This window comes from Candidatus Protochlamydia naegleriophila (assembly GCF_001499655.1).
In the GTDB taxonomy this organism is placed as follows: Bacteria; Chlamydiota; Chlamydiia; order Chlamydiales; family Parachlamydiaceae; genus Protochlamydia; species Protochlamydia naegleriophila.
In genome coordinates this window covers 1-22174 of sequence record NZ_LN879503.1, presented here as the reverse complement: position 1 = coordinate 22174, position 22174 = coordinate 1, and the positions used below count along the sequence as shown (strand labels likewise).

Annotated in this window: 28 protein-coding genes; 18 read left to right on the top strand and 10 right to left on the bottom strand. The window is 36.8% G+C overall.

Features of this window, described 5'->3' with window-relative positions; all coding sequences use genetic code 11:
• Positions 1 to 11 precede the first annotated feature (11 nt).
• The 14 genes from PNK_RS12345 to PNK_RS12280 all read left to right on the top strand — a co-directional run bounded on the left by PNK_RS12345 (position 12) and on the right by PNK_RS12280 (position 9919).
• On the top strand, positions 12 to 482 hold the full coding sequence (locus tag PNK_RS12345) for a hypothetical protein (protein ID WP_059062483.1): 471 nt from the start codon (positions 12 to 14) through the stop codon (positions 480 to 482).
• A 209-nt stretch (positions 483 to 691) separates the two neighbouring features.
• Entirely contained in the window at positions 692 to 1006 is a 315-nt protein-coding gene (locus tag PNK_RS12340) for a hypothetical protein (protein WP_059062481.1), read from the top strand.
• A gap of 249 nt (positions 1007 to 1255) precedes the next feature.
• Entirely contained in the window at positions 1256 to 2737 is a 1482-nt protein-coding gene (locus PNK_RS12335) for an RHS repeat domain-containing protein (RefSeq protein ID WP_478209999.1), read from the top strand.
• 1 nt (position 2738) lies between these two features.
• Entirely contained in the window at positions 2739 to 2981 is a 243-nt protein-coding gene (locus PNK_RS12330; protein WP_059062478.1) for a hypothetical protein, read from the top strand.
• Between the two features lie 117 nt (positions 2982 to 3098).
• Positions 3099 to 4802, top strand: coding sequence for an RHS repeat domain-containing protein (locus tag PNK_RS12325; protein WP_059062476.1), 1704 nt, complete (start codon positions 3099 to 3101; stop codon positions 4800 to 4802).
• Positions 4803 to 5132 carry a hypothetical protein gene (locus tag PNK_RS12320; RefSeq protein ID WP_059062475.1) on the top strand — a complete coding sequence of 110 codons (330 nt, stop codon included), beginning with the start codon at positions 4803 to 4805 and terminating at the stop codon, positions 5130 to 5132.
• Positions 5133 to 5397: 265 nt separating this feature from the next.
• Complete coding sequence (locus tag PNK_RS12310) at positions 5398 to 5880, top strand: hypothetical protein (protein ID WP_059062472.1); 483 nt, start codon at positions 5398 to 5400, stop codon at positions 5878 to 5880.
• 7 nt (positions 5881 to 5887) lie between these two features.
• Positions 5888 to 6208: a hypothetical protein gene (locus tag PNK_RS12305; protein WP_059062471.1), complete on the top strand. Its 321-nt coding sequence runs from the start codon at positions 5888 to 5890 to the stop codon at positions 6206 to 6208.
• 56 nt (positions 6209 to 6264) lie between these two features.
• Positions 6265 to 7512: an RHS repeat-associated core domain-containing protein gene (locus PNK_RS12300; protein ID WP_079992964.1), complete on the top strand. Its 1248-nt coding sequence runs from the start codon at positions 6265 to 6267 to the stop codon at positions 7510 to 7512.
• Between the two features lie 17 nt (positions 7513 to 7529).
• Entirely contained in the window at positions 7530 to 8018 is a 489-nt protein-coding gene (locus PNK_RS12295; RefSeq protein WP_158021830.1) for a hypothetical protein, read from the top strand.
• Positions 8019 to 8045: 27 nt separating this feature from the next.
• Complete coding sequence (locus PNK_RS14070) at positions 8046 to 8327, top strand: RHS repeat-associated core domain-containing protein (protein ID WP_079992963.1); 282 nt, start codon at positions 8046 to 8048, stop codon at positions 8325 to 8327.
• Positions 8299 to 9168, top strand: coding sequence for a hypothetical protein (locus PNK_RS12290; protein WP_059062468.1), 870 nt, complete (start codon positions 8299 to 8301; stop codon positions 9166 to 9168). The genes PNK_RS14070 and PNK_RS12290 overlap by 29 nt, the downstream gene beginning before the upstream one ends.
• Positions 9161 to 9397: a hypothetical protein gene (locus PNK_RS12285; protein WP_059062467.1), complete on the top strand. Its 237-nt coding sequence runs from the start codon at positions 9161 to 9163 to the stop codon at positions 9395 to 9397. The genes PNK_RS12290 and PNK_RS12285 overlap by 8 nt, the downstream gene beginning before the upstream one ends.
• 282 nt (positions 9398 to 9679) lie before the next feature.
• The gene (locus tag PNK_RS12280) at positions 9680 to 9919 is read left to right on the top strand and encodes a hypothetical protein (protein ID WP_059062466.1); all 240 of its coding nucleotides are present in this window, start codon (positions 9680 to 9682) and stop codon (positions 9917 to 9919) included.
• 158 nt (positions 9920 to 10077) lie between these two features.
• On the opposite strand, the gene PNK_RS12275 is transcribed toward PNK_RS12280, so the two are convergent.
• Positions 10078 to 14475 carry an AAA family ATPase gene (locus PNK_RS12275; RefSeq protein WP_059062465.1) on the bottom strand — a complete coding sequence of 1466 codons (4398 nt, stop codon included), beginning with the start codon at positions 14473 to 14475 and terminating at the stop codon, positions 10078 to 10080.
• A 279-nt stretch (positions 14476 to 14754) separates the two neighbouring features.
• On the opposite strand from PNK_RS12275, the gene PNK_RS12270 reads away from it, so the two are divergent.
• From PNK_RS12270 to PNK_RS12260, 3 genes are read left to right on the top strand one after another with little or no spacing between them, the layout of a single operon-like run.
• Positions 14755 to 15201 carry a hypothetical protein gene (locus PNK_RS12270; protein ID WP_059062464.1) on the top strand — a complete coding sequence of 149 codons (447 nt, stop codon included), beginning with the start codon at positions 14755 to 14757 and terminating at the stop codon, positions 15199 to 15201.
• Positions 15202 to 15204: 3 nt separating this feature from the next.
• Positions 15205 to 15699: a disulfide bond formation protein B gene (locus tag PNK_RS12265; RefSeq protein ID WP_059062463.1), complete on the top strand. Its 495-nt coding sequence runs from the start codon at positions 15205 to 15207 to the stop codon at positions 15697 to 15699.
• A 19-nt stretch (positions 15700 to 15718) separates the two neighbouring features.
• A complete protein-coding gene (locus tag PNK_RS12260) occupies positions 15719 to 16042 on the top strand; it encodes an HU family DNA-binding protein (protein ID WP_231909319.1) in 324 nt (107 codons plus the stop codon).
• Between the two features lie 124 nt (positions 16043 to 16166).
• Here PNK_RS12260 and PNK_RS14065 read toward each other — a convergent pair whose 3' ends face one another.
• Both PNK_RS14065 and PNK_RS13550 read right to left on the bottom strand, forming a co-directional pair.
• Positions 16167 to 16433 carry a type II toxin-antitoxin system RelE family toxin gene (locus tag PNK_RS14065; protein WP_059062461.1) on the bottom strand — a complete coding sequence of 89 codons (267 nt, stop codon included), beginning with the start codon at positions 16431 to 16433 and terminating at the stop codon, positions 16167 to 16169.
• Entirely contained in the window at positions 16414 to 16674 is a 261-nt protein-coding gene (locus tag PNK_RS13550; RefSeq protein ID WP_059062460.1) for a hypothetical protein, read from the bottom strand. The genes PNK_RS14065 and PNK_RS13550 overlap by 20 nt, the downstream gene beginning before the upstream one ends.
• 230 nt (positions 16675 to 16904) lie before the next feature.
• On the opposite strand from PNK_RS13550, the gene PNK_RS12245 reads away from it, so the two are divergent.
• Positions 16905 to 17213: an HU family DNA-binding protein gene (locus tag PNK_RS12245; protein ID WP_059062459.1), complete on the top strand. Its 309-nt coding sequence runs from the start codon at positions 16905 to 16907 to the stop codon at positions 17211 to 17213.
• Here PNK_RS12245 and PNK_RS12240 read toward each other — a convergent pair.
• The 7 genes from PNK_RS12240 to PNK_RS12215 form a co-directional block, all read right to left on the bottom strand.
• Complete coding sequence (locus PNK_RS12240; RefSeq protein WP_059062458.1) at positions 17199 to 17576, bottom strand: type II toxin-antitoxin system death-on-curing family toxin; 378 nt, start codon at positions 17574 to 17576, stop codon at positions 17199 to 17201. The two genes, PNK_RS12245 and PNK_RS12240, sit on opposite strands and share 15 nt — an antisense overlap.
• Complete coding sequence (locus PNK_RS12235; protein WP_059062456.1) at positions 17573 to 17803, bottom strand: AbrB/MazE/SpoVT family DNA-binding domain-containing protein; 231 nt, start codon at positions 17801 to 17803, stop codon at positions 17573 to 17575. The genes PNK_RS12240 and PNK_RS12235 overlap by 4 nt, the downstream gene beginning before the upstream one ends.
• Before the next feature lie 263 nt (positions 17804 to 18066).
• Positions 18067 to 18243 (bottom strand): hypothetical protein, encoded by a 177-nt coding sequence (locus tag PNK_RS13660; RefSeq protein ID WP_173636877.1) that lies wholly within the window; start codon positions 18241 to 18243, stop codon positions 18067 to 18069.
• Between the two features lie 49 nt (positions 18244 to 18292).
• Complete coding sequence (locus PNK_RS12230; RefSeq protein WP_059062454.1) at positions 18293 to 19069, bottom strand: DUF932 domain-containing protein; 777 nt, start codon at positions 19067 to 19069, stop codon at positions 18293 to 18295.
• An 88-nt stretch (positions 19070 to 19157) separates the two neighbouring features.
• Positions 19158 to 19346, bottom strand: a complete 189-nt coding sequence (locus tag PNK_RS12225; RefSeq protein ID WP_059062452.1) for a hypothetical protein — start codon at positions 19344 to 19346, stop codon at positions 19158 to 19160.
• 296 nt (positions 19347 to 19642) lie between these two features.
• Complete coding sequence (locus PNK_RS12220; RefSeq protein WP_059062449.1) at positions 19643 to 19897, bottom strand: helix-turn-helix transcriptional regulator; 255 nt, start codon at positions 19895 to 19897, stop codon at positions 19643 to 19645.
• 405 nt (positions 19898 to 20302) lie between these two features.
• Positions 20303 to 21901 carry a hypothetical protein gene (locus PNK_RS12215; RefSeq protein WP_059062447.1) on the bottom strand — a complete coding sequence of 533 codons (1599 nt, stop codon included), beginning with the start codon at positions 21899 to 21901 and terminating at the stop codon, positions 20303 to 20305.
• Positions 21902 to 22174 lie beyond the last annotated feature (273 nt).

The window sequence follows — 22174 nt, the reverse complement described above, 5'->3', positions numbered from 1 at the left end:
AAGAGTATTTCATGACTATTGTAAATCAACAAATCGAGCACTTTAGACAATTTTTAATTGCTGCATGGCCCTCTCTAGACAATTTGATGGAAAATCATGATTGGGATGATGATGGTGATTTTATTGATAAATGGCTACAGGTAAATTGGGAGTTTCTTGTAGAAAGAGAACTTTTAGGTCCCAATAATTATTTGAATAGTTATGGCTTTTTTAAAGCATTAAGAGTTACAAACCCAGACGCCAGAGCTAATTATCAAATTATATGTAAACCAAAAAACAACCTCATTTTGATTGATAATAAAACAAAAATACCAATTTCGAAAGAACATGAATTAATTTTTAAAATATTTCTCAGCCAATATGAGACGACTTATGGTCTATACCCACCCTTCGATTACGCATGTTTAAAAAGTATTGGAAACAAAGAACACTTTTATGTTTCGATTCAGGACATCGAATTTAATTTAGAAAAAACAAATTAAAATTACATGTTTTATAATTTATAAATTTAAAACAACTATTAAAATCAGTAATTTCTTTATCGCTTCATTATCAAAACATAAATTATTGAAAACGGCAGTACACACTAATAGGTTAAAATCGAGTTCGCCCAAAAAACATAGACGGACAAAAAATTAATGCGCCACACTACCCACCTACTTACAAAGATAAACTATTAGGATATTAAAAAATGCAAAATAAAACAATTGATGAACAAGTTATTGGAGAAGCATTAAAATCAGAATTAAAAAAAGGTTATGATATTGCAAGGCTTTCTAGTTGGGCTTTTGATGTTTATTCAAATAATATTCGTTCGTTAACTACTTATTCGAAAGAATTATTACAATATTTATTCAGAATGGAAGATGATCCCCAATTTGAATACACAGAGGATGAATTATATGAAATTTCTGAAATGCTGATTAAAGGTAAAAAAGACCCTATTAAAAAGATTCACGATAGGCATCAACAAAAGCCCAAAGTAGAAAACAACGAAAGAAAGTAACAGAATATAACTCTAAAACAGATTCAAAAGATCAAGCCCTCAAGCCAAGCGACAATAAGACCCTTTATAGCTATGGATTGAGTTAATTCACAGCCAGCAACTAAGCATCATTATAATGAATTAGATCAACTGACCCGTGAAGCCCTGGAATGGACTTAACTTAGACTGTCAATATGATCTCAAGGGACGTGTCACCTACATCCAATGACCGGACAGTTCTGGCATTGACTATCAGAAGGAGGCCAGACAATCACCTATAAGTGCGATGCGTTAAATCGCCTCATTCAAGTTAAGTCGCCTCAAGGAACGTTTGACTATCGCTATTATTCCTTCAATCGCCGCCTCAGTAAAACGTCAAAAAAACTCTCAGAACGTTACTTCTACCAAGGGCAAAATGAAATCGGCATGGTCGATGCGAAAGGCCAAATTCAAGAATTGCGTATTCTTGGAACAGGCTATGGAGCAGAGCTTGGCGCTGCCGTTGCCATCGAAATCAAAGGACGCGCCTTCGCGCCCACTCATGACCATCAAGGACATGTCGTTAGCCTCATTGACGCCACCACAGGCCAGCCTAGTGAAGCCTATCGCTATACCACGTTTGGTGAGGAAACTCTAATCAATGCGCAAGGCGCTATCATTCAAACCTCTGAAGTGGGCAATCCATGGCGCTTTGCCAGCAAGCGGGTCGATCCGGAAACAGGCTGGGTCTACTTCGGCAGACGCTTTTATGATCCAAGCAACGGACGCTGGACAACAACTGATCCCCTCGGTTTTGCCGATGGCCCCAACCTCTATGCCTACTTGCATCACAGTCCCCTTTCTGCCTTTGATGCCTATGGCTTCGTCGGCGAAGCGTACCGCGATGGCTGCAATGTGGCAACCAATCCTAATTATTTTGATGGTATCTCTAATGAATACTCGCCTGTGTTTGGCGATAATGCCGGTAATGATGCATGGGCTAGTGTTCAATGGCAAGAAACAAAAGAGAACCTTTATGCAGCCTTTGCCGGTTGTGTTCATGGTTGTTTCGATTTCCTAACTAGCCATGCTTATCTTTTTCAATCGCTGGCCTTTGCAGCAGGCTGTGATGATTTAGAGTGTTCGTTAGAAGAAAAGATCCAAATCCAGCAAGCTTTCGCGATTTCTCAGAGCAATCAGATAGCAGCAACTGATGCGTTCGTCCAACAAACTATGGGAGTCGATGCTAATAATGCCATCTATCAAGCCTTTCGAAGCGGTACCACAACAACCCTAGAGGTTGCTACAATAGCGATGGGAGGCTATGGACTAGCCAAAGGAGCAGTTGGAGTAGTCAAAGCTGCGCGGATTGGAATGCTTGAAGCTAAAATGGCTAGCCAAGCTTTAAAACAAGAAGCCAAGTATATTGCGAAACCTGGCATGTCTATTAATCGTGGTGCAGAAAGTGTTAATGCAGGTATTAATTTAAATAAGAAGCTTTCACAATTAGAACAATCTCAACAAACAGCTGCAAGAATACGTGAATTACCTGATGATAGAATTCGTTATTATGGTATAGAAAAAAAAGCTACAAATTCAGGTCCAACTCGAGGGGCTTGTTATGTGGTTGAATATACTCCTCATAATGGACAAACAAGAGGTTGGTATGAATGCTATGATCACACAGGAAATGTTAATAGAGTTCATCCAAAGAGCATTAATGGGCAAACTGTTACTTCTCCTCATTATCCACTCATAGCTTCGGAACTATAAAATGAAATATACAAGAAAACAATTAGGCATCAAATTAAAAAATGAATTAGATAAAGGTTATGATCCTAAACGAATTGCGAATTGGGCTCACGACTTATTTTATTTTAGTCATAATCAATTCAGTGATGAAGTAGAACAAATATTACAAAATCTATTGCTAATGGAAGCAGGACCCGAATTTGAAGAAAGTGAAGAAAACATAAAAAAGTTAATTGAAAATCTTACAAACGAAGGAAACACTTAATTTAAACCATTTTAAATTATGATTGATATTAATCAATTAAATTAAAATGACACGATTCTTTTAATTTTTTAAATATATAAACAGAAATATTCCTGCTAAAATAATTGTATAACGGCTGTGTTGAATAATTATGGATTGAAGAGGTTAGAGCCTTTTTCATGGCTAAAATTTAAATTTTTACTGGATTCCATTGATAATCGCCTCTCTAAAGATCAAAAGAGTTATACCCTTGATCAGCTGAATCAGCTTTTAAAAGATCAGGATAGCTCTTACAAATATGATCTCGATGGCAATTTGATTCAGAAGAAGCAAGGGGGTCAAACAACCACCTATAAGTACGATGCATTAAATCGCCTCATTCAAGTTAAGTCGCCTCAAGGAACGTTTGACTATCGCTATGATTCCTTAAATCGCCGCCTCAGTAAGACGTCAAAAAAACTCTCAGAACGTTACTTCTACCAAGGGCAAAATGAAATCGGCATGGTCGATGCGAAAGGCCAGATTCAAGAATTGCGTATTCTTGGAACAGGCCATGGAGCAGAGCTTGGCGCAGCCATTGCCATCGAAATCAAAGGACGCGCCTTCGCGCCCACTCATGACCATCAAGGCCATGTCGTTGGCCTCATTGATGCCACTACAGGCAAACCTTGCGAAGCCTATCGCTATACCACGTTTGGTGAGGAAACTCTAATCAATGCGCAAGGCGCTATCATTCAAACCTCTGAAGTGGGCAATCCATGGCGCTTTGCCAGCAAGCGGGTCGATCCGGAAACAGGCTGGGTCTACTTCGGCAGACGCTTTTATGATCCAAGCAACGGACGCTGGACAACAACTGATCCCCTCGGTTTTGCCGATGGCCCCAACCTCTATGCCTACTTGCATCACAGTCCCCTTTCTGCCTTTGATGCCTATGGCTTCGTCGGCGAAGCGTACCGCGATGGCTGCAATGTGGCAACCAATCCTAATTATTTTGATGGTATCTCTAATGAATACTCGCCTGTGTTTGGCGATAATGCCGGTAATGATGCATGGGCTAGTGTTCAATGGCAAGAAACAAAAGAGAACCTTTATGCAGCCTTTGCCGGTTGTGTTCATGGTTGTTTCGATTTCCTAACTAGCCATGCTTATCTTTTTCAATCGCTGGCCTTTGCAGCAGGCTGCGATGATTTAGAGTGTTCGTTAGAAGAAAAGATCCAAATCCAGCAAGCTTTCGCGATTTCTCAGAGCAATCAGATAGCAGCAACTGATGCGTTCGTCCAACAAACTATGGGAGTCGATGCTAATAATGCCATCTATCAAGCCTTTCGAAGCGGTACCACAACAACCCTAGAGGTTGCTACAATAGCGATGGGAGGCTATGGACTAGCCAAAGGAGCAGTTGGAGTAGTCAAAGCTGCGCGGATTGGAATGCTTGAAGCTAAAATGGCTAGCCAAGCTTTAAAACAAGAAGCCAAGTATATTGCGAAACCTAGCATGTCTATTAATCGTGGTGCAGAAAGTGTTAATGCTGGTATTAATTTAAATAAGAAGCTTTCACAATTAGAACAATCTCAACAAACAGCTGCAAGAATACGTGAATTGCCCGATGGTAGAATTCGATATTATGGTATAGAAAAATCAGCCAAGAATGCAGGAACAACAAGAGGAAGATCTTACGTAACTGAATATAACCCCAAAAATGGGAATACTAGAAGCTGGATGGAATGCTATGACCATTCGAGCAACGTAAATAGAGTACATCCCAAACAAATCAACGGACAAGACGTCTCATGCCAACATTATCCTCCAACAGCAGAGGAGCTGAAATTAGGTTACAAGTAAATGGAAAATAAAGTAATAGATGGGCCTCTTCTTGGAGAGGCTTTAAAAGCTGAATTAAAAAAAGGTTATGACATTGTAAAGCTTTCTCGTTGGGCTTTTAGTGTTTATTCAAATAACATTCGGGCTTTGACTCCCTGTACAAATAATATATTGCAATACTTATTTAGCATGGAAGATGATCCCCAATTTGAATACACAGAGGATGAATTATATGAAATTTCTGAAATGTTGATTAACGGTGAAAAAGACCCTATTAAAAAGATTCACGATAGGTATCAAGAAAAACTCAAAGCAGAAAACGACGAAAGAGAGCAACAGAATATAATCTAAAACAGGTTCAACAAAACCATCAAGCCAAGCGACAACAAGATTCTTTACATCTATGATTCTCAAGGACGATTGAGTCAGTTTACAGCAAGCGATCAATCGTTTTCCTATGCCTATAGTTATAACTACAATCATTTAGTTGCGAAGTCCCGCGATCTCAAAAATAAAACAGCAACCAAACGTCATTACAAAGAATTAGGAACCTTTAAACACTGGAAGAAAGCCCATTCCTTTTCAAATTATTATGCCATAAAACTGGAAATAAAACATGTTTGAAGAAAATTACCTAACAAGACTTTCCAATAATAGTTTCAACAATAATACCGTATGTTTAGGTAGGCAAGTTGTTGAAATTATAGAGTTTTTAGAGGATTTTTTACCCTCTCTAATTTGGTATGGTTCAGATATTTCTATAACAGCAAATGCAGACACTATTTTATTGGATGAAAAATTTACCCTTTACACTCCTACTAAAATTGGAACTTCTTACGACTTTAAAAAAGAATCGGATAAAGTTGTCCAATTTCTATCAGGAGTTTTCATAGCCAGTGAAAAGAAAATTCTTTGGCCAAATAATCTAAAAATTGGTACCGAAGATTTATTTAGACCTATAGAAATGAACGATATTATTCTAGAAATTCGGGCATTCGATACATCATATTTTGAAGTTTATTCGGACGACTATGAATTAATAAAGAAAATAGCAACTCATTACAAATCTGAAATTGAAAGTACCATAAAAGAAATCTGACTCACAAATGAGTGATTTTAATTTCAAACAATTAAAATTGATAATTCAAAAAATAAATGACTACAGGAAAGGAAAAATATATCTTGCCTGGTTGATCTCAGATATTGAATCATTAATTAATATACTAGAGGATCCCAATGAAGATTGGAAAGCAGATCTTAGAACTAGTTGGCTTGATTTAGAAGAAGTCTACGCATTTGCTCTTGCCGATGAAAAAGAACATTTAGATCAAAAAGACATTAGAATCATCGATGAAGGCCTTCATAAACTTGAAACGCTTATTGGAGATCAATTAAAAACAATCAAATCTCCTGAAGACGATTGCTGATTTTTCTTTAGAAAATATCCACGAGAATTTCAGTATAGCTTGGCGCTGCCGTTGCCATCGAAATCAAAGGACGCGCCTTCGCGCCCACTCATGACCATCAAGGACATGTCGTTGGCCTCATTGATGCCACTACAGGCAAGCCTTGCGAGGCCTATCGCTATACCACGTTTGGCGAGGAAACCCTCATCAACGCGCAAAGCGCTATCATTCAAACCTCTGAAGTGGGCAATCCATGGCGCTTTGCCAGCAAGCGGGTCGATCCGGAAACAGGCTGGGTCTACTTCGGCAGACGCTTTTATGATCCAAGCAACGGACGCTGGACAACAACTGATCCCCTCGGTTTTGCCGATGGCCCCAACCTCTATGCCTACTTGCATCACAGTCCCCTTTCTGCCTTTGATGCCTATGGTCTTGTCGGCGAAGCGTACCGCGATGGCTGCAATGTAGCAACCAATCCTAATTATTTTGATGGTATCTCTAATGAATACTCGCCTGTGTTTGGCGATAATGCCGGTAATGATGCATGGCTTAACGTACAAAAACAGGAATGGTTTGAGTCTGCAGTGGCTGGCTTTGTACATGGCTGCGTTAATTTTGTTGCTAATACTTGCCAAGATTTTCACTCTTTATTCTTAATTATTGGCATGGACAATTTAGATGTTTCTATGGAGGAAAAACTACTCATCTATCAAGCCCATATTACCTCACAAAACACTCAAATAGCTGCTCTCGATGGATTTGTGCAAGAAACCATGGGTATTGATGCAAAAAATGCCACTTATCAAGCAGCACGAGATACAAGTTTACTTGGCTTAGAATTAGCAAGTTTAGCCGTAGCTATTACTGGAGCTGTCAAGGCTGTTACTTATTGTGCAAGACTTAGTAGACTAGCGCCTCTTGAAGCCAAAATGGCAAAATGCTTGATGAAACAAGAAGTAAAAGCAGCTTCTACCTCAATTAAACCTTCAATAAAAAGCATTGGAAATAATATAACTGACTATGTCCCCAAATCAACAGAAACAGGTAAACCCTTACCTCTGCCAAGAAATAAACATGGAGCAAATATACCGTCATCTAATTCTCCTCATACACAAATTGGTATTAGATCCAGTGATAAGGGAGATTATAAACAGACAAGACAATGGGGATATGACGGAAAAGAAATTAAAACCACTGATTGGACTGATCACGGAACACCCAACATACATCCAAATCCTCATGATCATTTAGCAACGCCCAACCCAACCGGTGGAACACCAGGACGGGGAGATGCCGTTCCTTTTCAAATTATTATAAATCCATGAATCCGACAATATTATCTATGTTTAAAGCTAATTATTTAACAAGACTTTTAAAAAATAATTTTAACAGCAATATCGTATGTTTAGGCATACAACTTGTTGAAATTGTAGAATTCTTAGAGACTTTTCTACCTTCTATCGTATGGTATGGTTCAGATATTTCCATAATATCAAATACAAACAATCTTTTTGTTGATGATAAATTCTCCGATTATATCCCTATAAAAATTGGTAGTTCTTACGAACTAAAAAAACAATCAAGCAAAGTGTTCCAATTTTTATCAGGGGTTTTTATTGCTAGCAAAAATGAAATTTTTTGGCCAAAAACTGCTCAGATCTATACTGAAAATTTAACATTTCGACCTTTAGAGATAAACGACATTGTATTAGAAATTCGCGCATTTGATACAACATATTTTGAAATTTATTCAGATAACATCGAATTAATTAACATTATATCCAAAAATTACAAATCTGAAATTGAGGAGTGTAAAATAAGACATAAATAAACATCACTCTAAGAGTACGACTGATCACTGCTTTGTCCCCGACATATCAAGCGGGTCGATCCAGAAACCGGCTGGATCTACTTTGGCAGACGCTTTTATGATCCAAGCAACGGACGCTGGACAACCACCGATCCTCTCGGTTTTGCCGATGGCCCCAACCTCTATGCCTACTTGCATCACAGTCCCCTTTCTGCCTTTGATGCCTACGGCTTCGTCGGCGAAGCGTACCGCGATGGCTGCAATGTAGCAACCAATCCCAACTATTTTGATGGTATCTCCAATGAATATTCCCCCTGTTTTTGGCGATAATGCCGGTAATGATGCATGGGCTAGTGTTCAATGGCAAGAAAGAAAAGAGAACCTTTATGCAGCCTTTGCCGGTTGTGTTCATGGTTGTTTCGATTTCCTAACTAGCCATGCTTATCTTTTTCAATCGCTGGCCTTTGCAGCAGGCTGTGATGATTTAGAGTGTTCGTTAGAAGAAAGGCTGCAAATTCAGCAAGCCTTTGCGATTTCCCAAAGCAATCAGATAGCAGCAACTGATGCGTTCGTCCAACAAACTATGGGAGTCGATGCTAATAATGCCATCTATCAAGCCTTTCGAAGCGGTACCACAACAACCCTAGAGGTTGCTACAATAGCGATGGGAGGCTATGGACTAGCCAAAGGAGCAGTTGGAGTTGTCAAAGCTGCACGGGTTGGAATGCTTGAAGCCAGAATGGCTAGCCAAGCTTTAAAACAAGAGGCTAAGTATATTGCGAAACCTAGCATGTCTCTTAATCGTAGTGGAAGTGGAGCAGGATCAACAAAAAACTTAGGTTCTCTAGCTTCGAAAGATGTGAATTTTTGTAAAATTAATGCTATAATTGAAGAAACTTTAAACGGATCAGGTCCGATGTCAAGTAAATACAGGGTTTCATCCGATGAAGCCTTAAGAGCTGGAAAAAAATTCCTTGGAACTGATTATAAGCAACTTGGTAAATCAAATAGCGGGGTTTTTAGAAGCGCAGACGGATTAAGAGGTTTTCGAATTGATAACAATTCTTTACTAGGTCTTCATGATCCAAACATTCCACATTTTCATTTAGAAGTTTTTAAATCGGGTGCAAATAAACCTTATATAAATAACCATATATCATTTTATGACTAGAGCAAATATTGAAATAAATAAAATCGGGAAAATATTAAAAGGAGATAATGAAAATTATTACATTCTAATAAAGGAAGATTTTGAAAATACCGGTGGATATTTAATCTATGTATCTGAAGATTTGAATTTCAAATCCGGAAACGGCTTTGATTATTGGGTAGAAAAGTTAGAGAACTTAGTTGGCTTTTTTGAAGAGTCAAAATGGGAAATAAAATGGAACATAAAGTAATAGATGAACGACTAATAGGTGAAGTTTAAAATCCGAGTTTAAAAAAGGCTTCAACATTTTAAGAATTTCCCAATAGGCTCTTAAATTCGAATCAACTCATATTAGAGATTTAAATCCTTATTCAGAGAAGTATTAGTGAATTTATTAAGCATGGAAGACAATTCTCAATGCGCAAGGTGCTATCATTCCAACCTCTGAAGTGAGCAATCCGTGGTGCTTTGCCAGCAAACGGGTCGATCCGGAAACAGGTTGAGTGTATTTCAGAATTGGAACCCTAATTTTATGCTAACAAATAACGAAATTTTAAAAAGTTTTAGAGTGGTTATTGCAAGTTTACCTGATAAGGAAAACTGTGTATGTGAAATTCATTATAATAATGCTCAATGGGTTGAAATTTCGACAGAAACAGATACTCCAATTATTTACTTTTACTCTCATCCCGTTAATGATTATTGGGAATTTCCTTTAGATGTAGCATTAGAAGTTTTAGAAAAAGCAAAGAAAAGGTATTTAGAAGAATAAAATTATTATTATCGAGAATTACTTTTTATTTTGTAAATATCTCACATTATCCACAAGCTAATTGATACAGAACCTATGGGATTTGCTTTTATCAAAGCCGAGCTAGCGATTCGTTAAATTTCAAATTTGCAACGGTTGCAAATTTCAACCTATCTCTTTTAAATGCTAATATCATTATCTAAGGTCTTTTGAGCTTTGAATGAATCAATCGCTGGCTTATTTGAGATATCAATCGATTTAGAGGTTATCTCTTTTTTAATAGACTCTGAACTCATCCCTAAACTCAAAGCAGAGGCTATTAGCTTATCTAATTCTTCAATGTGGTCTTTGCTTAAATTGAAATTCCCATGAGTTAGGATCTGTTTCATTGCATCAATACTCAACCCGTTTTTGCCTTTGTGAGCCTCTTCTAAAACCAGTTGAAAAGAAATACGCCGAGAAAGTTCTGGGTTTTGGCATTCTGATTGAATTTTAGCCTCCAACACTTGCTGATGAGAAACTAAGCGACTAAACTCCTTGTAAATCTCATGCTTAAGATCCCAAATACGCTCCTCATAGCTTTGTTCTAGAGAACTCCAAAGTCTTTCTTCTACTCTCCATAGAATTTCAAGTGCTTGAGATTTATCTAATGTCTTAGAGGTAAGTTGGCCTATTCCAATCGTTTTCTCTCGTGAGAATGAAATTAAATTATGAACATCTTGATCTTTCATTCCATTGGGAAGAGGGTCTGCCAAATCCCATTTATCAGGAAACTTATTTGATAGTTCTTCCTGATTAACAACTTTAATAGATTTAACACCCGTCTTTCTAAGCTCTGAAACAATCGACTCTGCTGCTTTAAAGCCAGCTTTATCATTATCTGGCCAAATCACGATATCTCTTCCAAAAAGAGATGACCAATCAGCCTTTGCTACAGCTCCAGATCCGCCCTGCCAACTGACACATATCATAGACTCTTTTGAATAAAGTTTTTGAGCTGCATCAGCTGTTTTTTCCCCTTCTACAACTAAAATCTTTGCTTTAGGATAATCATTAATCAACTCAAGCTTATATAAGCTTCTTTTGTCAGCTTGATGGGCCTTTAAGCACCAAGAAGCTTCATTTGATCCATTCCACTGCCCATAAGTTAATGGCAATACCATTTTTTCGGAGGGATTCGATTTCTTAACCAAACGCAAAGTGTAGAATAAGAGATCTCCGTTTTGATCGCGGTATGCATGCCGCGCAACTTCATTATAGGTTTTGTTGAAGTAAGGTGAAATTTTTTCTAAATCTGGTGCTGTTTCATTGAATGGTTTTAAGCTTTGCCATTCTCCGGTGTGTTTATCAGAGCCTTTAAAATGATATTGTGAAGGAACACGCATATTTGTTTGGTCATCTACAACCTCATTAATCCATTTTAAAGCGTCCTCACGAGACATACTAAGTACATGTTGAACAAGTTTAACTGGACCTCCTCCTTCCCCTTTTTCAAAATCGTAATAACATCCAGCCTCATCACCTTTACAAATCACCGATAAGGCATGTTTAGATCCAAATCGTAAACCTTTCGCATCTCTCCCTGTTGGCCCATCAGGAAAAAGCCGATACAAAAAGTGGTCAAGTTTTTCTCTGACTTTATCTGATATGGAAACTGCATCGGCTTGTTTTTGAGAGTTGTAACTTTCATACTTTGAAGCTCTATCCTGCAAAATCTGAAAGGCATCCCCGCCCATTGCCTGCTGAACGAAATGCTTTGGAATTGTTTTCATTACTTCAAATGCTTGGGCATTTCGATGAACACAAGATTTTTGCCATTCGTTAAAGTGGGAAGACGTCTTAAAATCTTTACCTGTCATATCAGACCTAACAAGAGTGTATAAAGCAGAGGATTGGTTAAGGGCACTATAATATCCCTTTAAAAGAGAAGATCCTTTGTCATCCAGCCCCTGCCATTTAACACCCAGATCTTTTTTGGTAGCTGGTTGCACCTCTTCCTGGCTTTGTGAATTTCTACTCAACATCTCTTTAAATGAGCTACCCACCTCACTTTTAATAACTGAGTAATCCTTATGTTGATCATCAATTTTTACGACCAGCCCTTTAGAGATGCTTTTATCGATCTTAGGATTAAAAAACTCTTCTTTAGGCTTCAAATCTTTTGATCTTTGATAATGACTCGAGATGCTACTTTTCAATGAATCCCAAAGGCCTAACGAATGCCCTTTTACTTTAGAAACAACAGAAGAGGAGTGTTTCAAATCTAATATGCGCTGCTGCCTTTGCATAGCTGATTGTCTTTCTCCTATTTGCTCTTCTGTCGTGAAATTGAGTGTGTTTTCCCTCTTATCCTTCCGAAACGCCTGCTTTTTAAGATCTGCTAAACAAGAGGTTTCATCTGACGAAACAAATAAAGTAGCTTTATGAACATGTCTAGTCAGACCGACATAGAATTTTTCCTTGTTCATTTGTGGTGAATGTAAGACATAGGCACGGTCTACAGTTTGCCCTTGAGAGCGAAAATAAGTAGTTGCATATCCCAATTGAAAACTATTGTATTCCTCGGGATTAAAAGTCATGCGGCGATTTTGGTCGGATATATAAACGGTAAATTGGCTATTTGAAACATCCACTAGAGTTGCAACAGTTCCATTTACAACACCTAATTGATTATCTTTTTTTCGAAACTCAAGCTTATCTCCAACGCTGACATAAATTTTCCCTGCGCTAGTTTGGCAAGCAAACTCTTCATCAGACAGCTCACCTTTTTCTTTCCGATAAAGCCGCGCCATCTCATTCAGTATGCGTACTTCAGAATTGGAGTGAGCTAAAATCAAAAAACTCTGATTAGGAAAAGCCGTTTGATCACTAGCCCACGCTTTAACAAGTGATTCAATACTTTCCTGTTTTGTCTCTTGCCACTTGATTTCCCCAAAAGAAACTAGTTTATCTATTGCCGCTGCCATTTGGCCGCTTGCCAAACTTTGTGCCATGGACCTTTGATCAAGCTGCTTTTGCCGCTGTATTTCTACCAATTCTTCAGCTCCATAGCGCTCACAAAAAGCTGTAAAAAGGCCTCCTCTTTCAACGGATGGGAGTTGAGAAGTACAACCTGCAAAAACGAGTTGTGCATCATGCTTTTTGGCCAGCTTTAACAATTCAGACAAAGGGCGATTTGCTAGCTTGGAAGTCTCATCGACAATCCAAACTTCATTCTTTTTTACCTCGATTTTCTTGTGATGTTCCAAAAATAAAAAGCGATATACGTTATCTATAGAAGAAAATCCCTTTTCCTTAAGTACCTGTGCTGTTGCATCATCAGGACCTAAAGCTCTAACCAAATAACTTTCTTTCTCATATACATTTTTAAGAGCCCCTAATAAATAACTCTTACCCGTTCCTGCGTGCCCTTCAATACAAGATAATCTCTTCCCTTTAATGATACTTCTAAATGCATCTAATTGCTCTGAGTTGAGCTCGGAAGCTTCGTCTTCGAGTTGTTTGTTTCTTAAATTAAGAGCCTTTTTTTCTTGGATGCTATCCGCTAAACGTAAAATTAACTTTTCTTCTTCAATAATAGATCTAGTGGAAAATTGACCGGTTGAATTTTGTGTTTTTGAATCAATTAAAGGAACGATTTCATTTTGTTCCCAGAAACTTTGTCGAATAACATCTCTTGAATCAAAGGGAACATTTTTCTGTATAAAACGTTCGACATCAGAAAAATTAAAGACACTTCTTGTTTCTGTGATTTTTTTTAAAATAGCCGAAGAATCTTTAGACTCTTCTTGATTCAAAGCGATAAGCAGCTTATTTTCTTCTTCTAAGTCAAAAGCCCTCCTCCGCATACGAACAGGACCTAAGTGGGTTTGAGAAACAATACCATTTTCGTCTACGCGGAGATCAAGACCTTTCGACTCAAAGAATTTATTTTGAAATTGTGTCCATAAGGCACCCCAATTTACCCCATTAACAACAACAGCATTCGCTCGCTGAACAATGGATAACTCATTAGAGTTTACTGTCCGCATCGCGGGCATCAAATCTCTAGCCTTATGATCTTCAAAATCGAGGCCACTCTCATCAAATCGACGGGTTGTTATTAAAAGATGGGCGTGCCAATTGTGCTCTAAATCTTCAACATCTAATGTTTTAGAGGAATAAGATTTAAGTTTTTCTGGTTGATGAATATCAACCTGGACTGCTAATCCTTTGCTTACTAAATGCTCTTCTATAAATGTTTGTATGAGTTCAATTCTATCTTCAATAGAAATAGCCTTATCATCTGGCAAAGCTATCACCATTTCTAAAGCAACTTGTGAATTGATTCTATTCTCTTTCTTCTCTACTAAATTCCATAAATTTTTACCATTTTTAAACGATGGATCAGCTCCTTTTGGCAAAAGAATATCATGGTAAACAGGCTTTTCTTTAAATGACCAATCGTAGGTCATCGGAGGAGAAAAACTTGTACCATTAAAATGAATTTGCTCTCGACCATTATAGGCAGCCTTTGCACAGGCATTTTTTCCTGCTGATCTTTTTACGAATTCTAAGCGTGCAAATCCAATAGCCATACTAAATCCATTATGGATCTAAATTAATTAAAGATTGACCATAAGTCAAAAGGTTTTAAAGTATGTATACAACGGATTATATCTAAGCCATTTAAGTCAATATTTGAAGCAAGCAAACGAAGTTTGCATATTGCGTACATTTATATTCATGGTTATCTTGTTTTTTTCATTTGCTATTATTTTCTTTGATCTTTTTTTGCTTCACTGAAATTCAGCTGTTGGCTAGGATATGGAATTTCCGCAAAAACATAACAGGTATTATTAAACAGAGATTCTATAATGGATAAATTTGAAGAGAAGAAAAAGAGGATCGACGAAAGGATCGAAAAAAATCTACTCAAGAAAAAGCTTCTTTTAGCTAAAGAAAAAAAGAGACGAGCAATCAAATTTTCCGACATCGGAAGAATTGCTTTTAAAGCTAATATTGATTTTTTAGATGAAGATATTTTACTTGGAGCCTTTCTAGAAATTGCAATGAATTCTAACGAATCAAATTTTTCAAAATGGAAAACGCTTGCTAGTGAATTTTCAAGTTCAAAAAGTTCAAATCAAATCTATAGCATAAATTTTTTAGAAGAACCTGAATCTTCGATTAAACAAAAATTAAAAGAAAATAAATTTTCTTGGAATCGTTTTAGAAAAGAATACTACGGAAAAGGTGATAAAATTGGGATTGAAAAGATGTTGCAAGGTTGCAAATTTACTTTAGAAGAAATTTGTCAATAAAACATGACTATTATACCTCTATATCACTATCAAAAATGGAATAAAGATAGTCTATTAATTTGGTTATCTATTACCTCAGCCTTGATTTTAATCTATTCATATTATCACCAGCTAATCGAAAAGATTGATCCTTGCTTTTTGTGCGTTTGGCAACGTTACATTTACTTTGCTGTTTTCTTTACTTCTCCATTAGGTCTTTTCCAAAAATATAATGCTTTTGTAAGACACGTTTTAAGTGCCATTTTTACTTTAGGACTAGGACTTGCAACATATCACATCTTTATACAACTAGGGTTGGTGACAGATCGTTGTGCAATTATACAAAAAATAAATCATATCGATGATTTCATGCATCTGCTCGAAAAATCTAAAGAATCTTGCTCTAAAATCAACTGGTCTTTTTTTGGATTCTCCATTACAGTCTATAATGCTATTTTTTCTCTTTTTGCCATTACAGCCCTAAACTGGAAATATATCAAAAGGCAAATTTATGTCTAAAAAGGAATCAAGAAAACCAATGACCACCACGAAGAAAGATCTAATCACTCATATTTCTTCAAACAACCACATTCACCCTAGTGATGTTCAATTGATCATTCAGGCTTTCTTAGATAAAATTTTAGAAACACTCCGAAAAGGCCAACGCTTAGAATTTAGAGATTTTGGCGTTTTTGAAGTTGTTCGAAGAAAACAAAAAATTGGAAGAAATCCTAAACAATCAGACACCCCTATTGTGATCCCAGCCCATTTTGCGGTTAAGTTTTCGGCTGGTAAGGAGATGAAAAAACGACTTGAACCCCAACAAAATTCTAAAGATCCAAATAGCTCACATCAAGCATAGACTCTTTGAACCGAGAAACACACTAATACTCTTCAAAATTATTTATAATATGCGAAAAGCCTAGTAGAAGAGACTTTTGAATCTATGAAAAGTATTCATAACCCTTTTCAGATTTGACCTATCTTTACAACCCCTTGTAAACGTCTTTCCTTGAATCAACATCAATAATTAAAACAATCAATTCATTGTCTTTGATTTCGTATATAATACGGTATTTGCCACACCTGATACGATAAGAATTATCTTGACCTTTCAATTTCAAAGCCCCATTTGGGCGCGGATCTTCTTCTAGTAAAGTCATTCTTTTTCTTAATAAGACCCCATCATATTTGGGAATTTTGGAAAGAATTTTCTTAAGGTCGCAATCGAATTTAAGCTTGTATCTCTTCATCCCATCCCAGATAATCCCACATCTCTTCGGCGGAAATAGTTTTAGAACCATTTTTAACGAAACGTTCCTGCGCTGCTGCCGCATCTTTACAATCTTGTTCGTATTCTAACGCCGCTAATTTCTCGCGTATTGCGATTGTGGCAAGCTCAGTAACACTCATTCCTTGATCTATTGCGCATTTCTTAAGACAAATATGAATATTTGAAGGAAGATTAAAATTTAATCTACTTGTTTTTTCCATAAATACCCTCCTCTTTCTTACAGAATAGCAGATATGTTATTTTCTGTATATGCAGATGCTGTCAAAAGTAATTTACTTATTGAGTGACTCGCTTCCTAGCCATATCTTAAATAGAGAGGAATCTTAAAGTCCTCAAATCTCTCTTAGAATAAAGAGAGTTAAAAGATTTTCTTTAGTAAATAATCGGTATCGGAGACAAACTCATTTCTAAAAAGGAATCAAGAAAACCAATGACCACCACGAAGAAAGATCTAATCACTCATATTTATTCAAACAACGACATTCACCCTAGTGATGTTCAATTGATCATTCAAGCTTTCTTAGATAAAATTTTAGAAACTCTCGGAAAAGGCCAACGCTTAGAATTTAGAGATTTTGTCGTTTTTGAAATTGTTCGAAGAAAACAAAAAATTGGAAGGAATCTAAAAAATTCAAGCACCCCTATTATTATTCCTGCCCACTTTGCTGTTAAATTCACAGCTGGTAAGGAAATGAAAAATCGATTAGTGGATATGAAGAGCCATTTAAAGCTCTTTTGATTGCAGAAACTTGCTAATCTCTTCTTTTGAGAATAAACCCTTAGCAACTTTACAAACCATCTCCTCGAAATCATCTAGATTATATTTTGCTTTCCTGCCGTTTTGAAGTAGAAAGATCAAAGGTACCGCAGCACCTGTTCTCTTATTTCCGTCTATAAAAGCATGGTTGCAAATGATATGAAAAAGATAGGCAGATGCTTTGTCGAAGATGGATTCATGTAAATACTCGCCATACATCGCAGCTTTGGGCATCTCTAGTGCAGATATAAGCAATCCCATATCTCTTACACCATGCAGACCGCCATATTCAGAAATTAACTCATCGTGGATATGTATAACTTCTTCAACCGATAAAAAAATCATCGATCAGCTAATCTTTTAAATAATGGAGCGTATTCTTTAAATGTTTGTTTCTTGGCTTCCTCAAACTTGCTATTTACTGGCTTTACCGACTGAATCGTAATCCCTGTGTTTGCGTCTACAACGATTTGAAATAAACAATTTTCGTCTAGGCCTGCAGCTTGTAAAACAGATTTTTCTATAATAATAGCCTTGCTATTTCCATGCTGTACTAAATGCTTGACCTGCATAGTAAACCTCGTTTGTTGGTATATACCAATGTTACCACAAAATGTTTTTTTATCTCTACCGAATCAAAAATATTTAAATATTCTTCCAATTAATTTGATTTTGGTAATATTTTTCAATTCCTTTTTAAAATTTATTTACCACTTTAAGTTTAAGCACCTCTTTTTAATCCCATTCCTTTTCAGAAATCATCCATAGATTCGTAAGAATCTCTCCTCTAAAGCTTCTTCATGCGCCCTGGATGCTGGGAGATAAAAAATCATGCTTATTTCTCCTCGCGCTCCTCCTCACACATTGATAAAGCAATTGCTTTGACTGTATTAATTCCATGTTTGAAACCTACAAGACGCATCAAATGATCTATATTTGAAAGCTCTGTCGATAAATAATCATACTCCGACTCTAGTCGGGCAATTTTTCTCTTAAGATTCACTATTTCCATTTTTTAATCCCTCATGTTAAAAAAGCCCCTCTGGAGGGGCAAACAAGATCTAATTTAACAAGCAAGCTAGATTTTCAGTTAACGCCCATAATTTAGTATTTACTCTCACATTTTCCTCGATGGACTTAATTGCTCGAGTATGGCGCTTTACTCCTTTCGAAGTTCTGTATCTGAGTCCTCCTTTAAATAGGTTTTCTTGAACAACGTTGAAGGTTGTCCAGACATCATTCCCCTCATCTTGTCCTCTACTTGGAATAAGTAGCTTTTCGGGATCTATAGGAATCTCACCACCCCATTTGATCTTTGGAGCCTCAAGAGAATATGCAATTTTTTGATGATCGTTTAATTGGATTAATTGCCATAGATTGGTCATTTCAAGAGAATATGGTACAAGTTTTAACAAATCTTTGGCTGAAGCAACTACTTTTTGCGTCACATCCCCTTGATGTCGCACTCTTCGGCAAAAAAGTTCATTGCCAATGATAAGCCCATTTGCACAAATAAACCTATAAATTCCGGCTCTTAATTGATAGCTAGAGGTTCCATCATGAGCATTTGTTAATATAATTTCAGGGACCATTCCCCCCGCTTCTTGTAAAGAGCGATGGCGTAGTCTAATCATATGCTTTGTGTAACCGATCTTATCTTTAAGTCGAGTTCTAGACTGTGACGCCATTACAGGTAAAAAACCAGCCTCTTTTAATCCAAGAAGACACTCATTTGTTGAAATAAACTCATATCTTTCACTAGTCCAGCTTGCCCTGCAATCCGCAAAAATGCTAGGAGCAAATTTTCTTAACTTAACTTCATCTAAAAAGTAATTCATAAAAACCCAATTGAATTAAACAATTAATCTAATTATCTTATGAATGTGACCGCAACACCCTGCCCGGTGTCACGATCAGTTGATTTCCTTAAAAGCTGACGCTGCGGTCGCACTCTTCTTTGTCTAGCCACTCATAAAAGGCGTACTCTTCTCTCTCTATATTAAGAGAATTAAGCTCGTACTTTGACCGCTCATTCTCTTTAAACAAGCTATCCATCAAATAATACCCTTCCAGCTCATAAGCTATACTTAGACGAGCTTCTAAAGCAGTGAACATTTACTCTCCTTTTCTTTCATACTTTCCTTTACTAACAAGGAAGCCGCTAATGACTTGCTTGAAAATTTAATTTTAAATAAAAAATTTATGCAACGCAACATAAATGTTGCGTTGCATAAAAATAAACACAAACATTTAATTATTAGTGGTTTACAATCAATTTTAAGAAAAATTTATTTATTGAAAATATAATAGTGGAATATACAGGGCTAACTTTAGATCTAAGTGACTAAAGCTTCAAGACTAGATTAGCGTAGCAAAATTGGATATTGGCAAATGAATCAATTCGATCTAATTTAATGCTCGGGTAGTACAAAACCTCTAGGCAGCTTACGTTTACAGCAAGGACAAATTTCAACTTGCTTAGGAATTAAATCATCCATCTGCACCTGATCATTCGTAAGTTTTATAATTTTTATCGCTAAATCTAAACTAGGAATTCGCCTTTTATGAATTATTCCAGAAATATGATTGCGATGAACTCCAAGCTTTTTAGCAAGATCATCAATCTTGATTTCAGGATTTAATTTTAGATAATCTTTTAAATCCATTCGCAACTCTTAGTTTTTACATTTATGTATTAAACGAAGCTAATATAGCTTCTAAATTATAGAAGATAAAATAACAAGAAAAGAATTCTTATTACTTATTTTTATAAGTAAACAAGGCTGTTTATTTTGTCGTGTAGAAAGATTCACAGCGTTTTATACTCGTTAGTTTCATCTATCCCATCCTCTACACATGAGTCCCAAATTTCAAATTCTGCATTTAGGTCTTCGTCTTCAACTGCCCATCTAAACTCGTGCACCAATTTCTTTTCTTCACTCCTTAAGTCATTTTATAAGGCTTGAGAATCAAATTTGCTTATCAACTCTTTAGAAAGGTAAAAGTGTGGTTTATTTTTTAATATAAACCAAGTTTAAAATCTAAAATTCAGCCCAGCCCAACAAACGAACTTAAGCTATAAACACTAGCCTTTCTTCAAAAGTACAAGAGTTTTCGTAAAAGGTTTTAAGACTATCTTGAAACAAACTTTCAGGCATATGATAATACCACTCCTTTCCAGACCCTTCCACTCTGCAATAGCGTTCTGTAATCGTTAAGTCACCCCATCGATAATGCCTCTTAAAGCGTTCAGCAAATGACTTGTTTTTTAAGTCCCCCTCACGACATGGCTGAATAGCGTTGTCTAACGCATTTCTCACATAAGCACCAATGCTTGCAGGCATAGGCACAGATTGATTTTTCTTAGCTTTTTCAACTTGCTGCCAATAGACCTGAAGAGCTGTTTTGATCTTGGCAATACCAAAGTGTTTAATCCACCAAGTAGCGTGCTTTTCTTCAATCAAGGATCCCTTTTCAGGGATAATTTTAAGCAGGTAAGCAAGAAATTTTTTTTCTTCCACAGAAAAGTTTTCACTCCAATTAGGAGCCGAATTTTTCTTCTTAGAATTAAACTTTTTCTTTTGTTGAACAATTTCTACGTGTGTCTTGGAAGTAGAAGTGTGATCTGCCTTGTCAAAAGAGGTCACCGAGCTTTGCAAATCATTGACCTCATTTACAGGCAGAGACAACAAAGAAATCTCTGTATTTGTCTTCTGATTTTTTTGTACTCCTCCTTCAAAATTTTTAACCCCCTGTTGTGAATTTTCTGAATAGGGGAAAACAGCAGTAGAGTCTTGCTCTGCGATTGATTTGACTGGTGCTTCTGTAGATACTTGAGATGATGAGCTTGTTGTTTGATTGCTTGCCTGAGTTTCCTTTAAAACTTTATTAGGCACATAACCATCATTGAGAGCTTTGCGTACGTATTTTCCAATACTTTCAGGCATAGGCACGTCACTATCATTTTTAGCTTTTTCAACTTGCTGCCAATAGACTTGAAGGGCTGTTTCGATCTTTGCTATACCAAAGTGCTTGATCCACCATGTTGCATTATTCTTTTGAATAGGGTCACCATGCTCTGGTTTAATTGAGAGAAGGTATTGCAGGAATGTTTTTTGGTCATCGCTGAATTTTGAAGACCAGTCTTTTACTTTAGGGGTGAACGGCTTAATCGGCTCACCAACAGTTGAGAGGCTTCTTGATTGAGATTGGTGTGTTTCTGTGGTGACCAGATTTGTTTTTTCTTGGAGTCCTGTTATTTCTTGAATTCTCTGGGGGCAGATATTGATGAACATGACATTGTTGAGTGCATGCTTTTCTACGATGATATCGCGAAACTCACGGAAAATAAGCCCTTTTTGTTCTAAGAAAATAATTGCACTACGGCTCTGACTTGTGGTGAAGCCGAATTTTTCGCTGAAATATGTATAATTGAGTTGAAGAAGGTCATCCTTGAATTTCTTTCCAAACCCAGTTTGTTGGCCTGTTTTTATGTCATAAACAGGTACTGGTCTATACCAGTATAAAATCTCGGCTAAAATAATAGCAGAGTTGATCTGAATTTTACCTTTGTCATTTCTTAAATGAGTATACCATTGATCAGGGATAATGTTGCCGCGAATTGAAATCTCACCAATTTTGGTGACAATTTCCGAGATAGGATAAGACATCTTTTATTCTCTTATTCTTAATAAGTTAAGAACAGAGAGGATTTGATCAAGAAAACGTTTTATACAGTAGACTTAAAAAGTCTTGCTGTGATAACATAAGCCTAGAAACCACTACGAAAAATTGAGTGGCTTCTGGTGTATATGTGAACACGTCATGTTCAAATTCATCTCTGCCAACTTACTAGGTTAGTTACCGCCAAGTAGAAAAACTTAGTAAGTTTATTCGTTATAGCCCGAGTCTTTACTCGGGCTTTGTTTTTTTACAAGATCAGA

Bases quoted from the DNA above. Each gene is read 5' to 3' on its own strand.
- PNK_RS12345 (WP_059062483.1), top strand. From the start codon at position 12: ATGACTATTGTAAATCAACAAATCGAGCACTTTAGACAATTTTTAATT.
- PNK_RS12340 (WP_059062481.1), top strand. From the start codon at position 692: ATGCAAAATAAAACAATTGATGAACAAGTTATTGGAGAAGCATTAAAA.
- PNK_RS12330 (WP_059062478.1), top strand. From the start codon at position 2,739: ATGAAATATACAAGAAAACAATTAGGCATCAAATTAAAAAATGAATTA.
- PNK_RS12320 (WP_059062475.1), top strand. From the start codon at position 4,803: ATGGAAAATAAAGTAATAGATGGGCCTCTTCTTGGAGAGGCTTTAAAA.
- PNK_RS12310 (WP_059062472.1), top strand. From the start codon at position 5,398: ATGTTTGAAGAAAATTACCTAACAAGACTTTCCAATAATAGTTTCAAC.
- PNK_RS12305 (WP_059062471.1), top strand. From the start codon at position 5,888: ATGAGTGATTTTAATTTCAAACAATTAAAATTGATAATTCAAAAAATA.
- PNK_RS12295 (WP_158021830.1), top strand. From the start codon at position 7,530: ATGTTTAAAGCTAATTATTTAACAAGACTTTTAAAAAATAATTTTAAC.
- PNK_RS12290 (WP_059062468.1), top strand. From the start codon at position 8,299: ATGAATATTCCCCCTGTTTTTGGCGATAATGCCGGTAATGATGCATGG.
- PNK_RS12285 (WP_059062467.1), top strand. From the start codon at position 9,161: ATGACTAGAGCAAATATTGAAATAAATAAAATCGGGAAAATATTAAAA.
- PNK_RS12280 (WP_059062466.1), top strand. From the start codon at position 9,680: ATGCTAACAAATAACGAAATTTTAAAAAGTTTTAGAGTGGTTATTGCA.
- PNK_RS12275 (WP_059062465.1), bottom strand. From the start codon at position 14,475: ATGGCTATTGGATTTGCACGCTTAGAATTCGTAAAAAGATCAGCAGGA.
- PNK_RS12270 (WP_059062464.1), top strand. From the start codon at position 14,755: ATGGATAAATTTGAAGAGAAGAAAAAGAGGATCGACGAAAGGATCGAA.
- PNK_RS12265 (WP_059062463.1), top strand. From the start codon at position 15,205: ATGACTATTATACCTCTATATCACTATCAAAAATGGAATAAAGATAGT.
- PNK_RS12260 (WP_231909319.1), top strand. From the start codon at position 15,719: ATGACCACCACGAAGAAAGATCTAATCACTCATATTTCTTCAAACAAC.
- PNK_RS14065 (WP_059062461.1), bottom strand. From the start codon at position 16,433: ATGAAGAGATACAAGCTTAAATTCGATTGCGACCTTAAGAAAATTCTT.
- PNK_RS13550 (WP_059062460.1), bottom strand. From the start codon at position 16,674: ATGGAAAAAACAAGTAGATTAAATTTTAATCTTCCTTCAAATATTCAT.
- PNK_RS12245 (WP_059062459.1), top strand. From the start codon at position 16,905: ATGACCACCACGAAGAAAGATCTAATCACTCATATTTATTCAAACAAC.
- PNK_RS12240 (WP_059062458.1), bottom strand. From the start codon at position 17,576: ATGATTTTTTTATCGGTTGAAGAAGTTATACATATCCACGATGAGTTA.
- PNK_RS12235 (WP_059062456.1), bottom strand. From the start codon at position 17,803: ATGCAGGTCAAGCATTTAGTACAGCATGGAAATAGCAAGGCTATTATT.
- PNK_RS13660 (WP_173636877.1), bottom strand. From the start codon at position 18,243: ATGGAAATAGTGAATCTTAAGAGAAAAATTGCCCGACTAGAGTCGGAG.
- PNK_RS12230 (WP_059062454.1), bottom strand. From the start codon at position 19,069: ATGAATTACTTTTTAGATGAAGTTAAGTTAAGAAAATTTGCTCCTAGC.
- PNK_RS12225 (WP_059062452.1), bottom strand. From the start codon at position 19,346: ATGTTCACTGCTTTAGAAGCTCGTCTAAGTATAGCTTATGAGCTGGAA.
- PNK_RS12220 (WP_059062449.1), bottom strand. From the start codon at position 19,897: ATGGATTTAAAAGATTATCTAAAATTAAATCCTGAAATCAAGATTGAT.
- PNK_RS12215 (WP_059062447.1), bottom strand. From the start codon at position 21,901: ATGTCTTATCCTATCTCGGAAATTGTCACCAAAATTGGTGAGATTTCA.